Source organism: Mesorhizobium sp. P5_C1 (assembly GCF_054049815.1).
The window spans coordinates 1-944 of the sequence record NZ_JBFULQ010001138.1; the positions used below are offsets into that span (position 1 = coordinate 1).

Genomic DNA, 944 nt, shown 5'->3' on the forward strand with positions numbered 1-944 from the left:
GGGCAGTACCGGCCCGGCAAAGGGCGTAGCCCATAGTTTCGAAAGTCTGGGCAGTATGATTGCCAGCTTCGCACAGGGCTGCCAAACTGCGGCAGACGACATCGTTCTGCTGAGCGGATCCATGTCGCACATCGGAGCGCTCCTGGACGCTCTCATGGGACTCGCAGCCGGCGCYCGTGTCGTCGTCCCGCCAAGCTTCGATGGACCCAGGCTCCTGTTGATGCTGCGCGAGCATCGCCCAACCATACTCATCGCTTTGCCCTCGGTCCTCTTCGGGTTGGTTCGGGCGAAGAATGCCAGGCGCGAAGACTTTTCGTCATTCAGACTGCTCTGTGCCGGCGGCGATAAGGTGCCGCTCGAGCTGGCGCTCGAAGTTACTGCGCTCAGCGGCTTGTCCGTCAATGAGCTGTACGGCATGTCTGAAATTGGAGTTGCCACGATCAACCCTCCTGACGGGCTCAACAAAGCGGGTTCGATCGGGCGTCAGATTGTCGGCTACCAGATATCCATCCGCGACGATAACGGCAATGAACTGCCTCCCGGCGCTCAGGGGCGCCTTTGGATCAATTCACCTTGCAACATGGTCGGCTATTGGGGTGATGCAGATGCAACGCGTGCCACCATCAGGGATGGCTGGCTGGACACCGGCGATGTGATGAAGATAGACGAGGACGGATACCTTTGGTTCTGCGGGCGGCGAAAACAGATCATCGTACACGATGGCTCGAACATCAGCCCGCAGGACGTCGAGGAAGCCCTTATGCGGCATCCCGCTGTGGCAATCGCCGGAGTTGTCGGGGTCCCTGACACCGTCCATGGCGAAAATGTCCACGCGTTCGTAACTTTCAAGCCAGGCGCCGTGCAGCCAGCCCCGCAGGAGCTTATCCATTTCGCTCGTGCCAGCGTTGGCTATAAGGCACCCGAGAGCGTTTTTTTGCTGGATG

At 59.6% G+C, this 944-nt stretch carries 1 protein-coding gene; it reads left to right on the top strand.

Annotated features, from left to right (window positions below):
* Positions 1–55: 55 nt before the first annotated feature.
* On the top strand, positions 56–944 hold an 889-nt coding region (locus tag ACXJ7R_RS34425), incomplete at its 3' end, for a class I adenylate-forming enzyme family protein (RefSeq protein WP_457155686.1).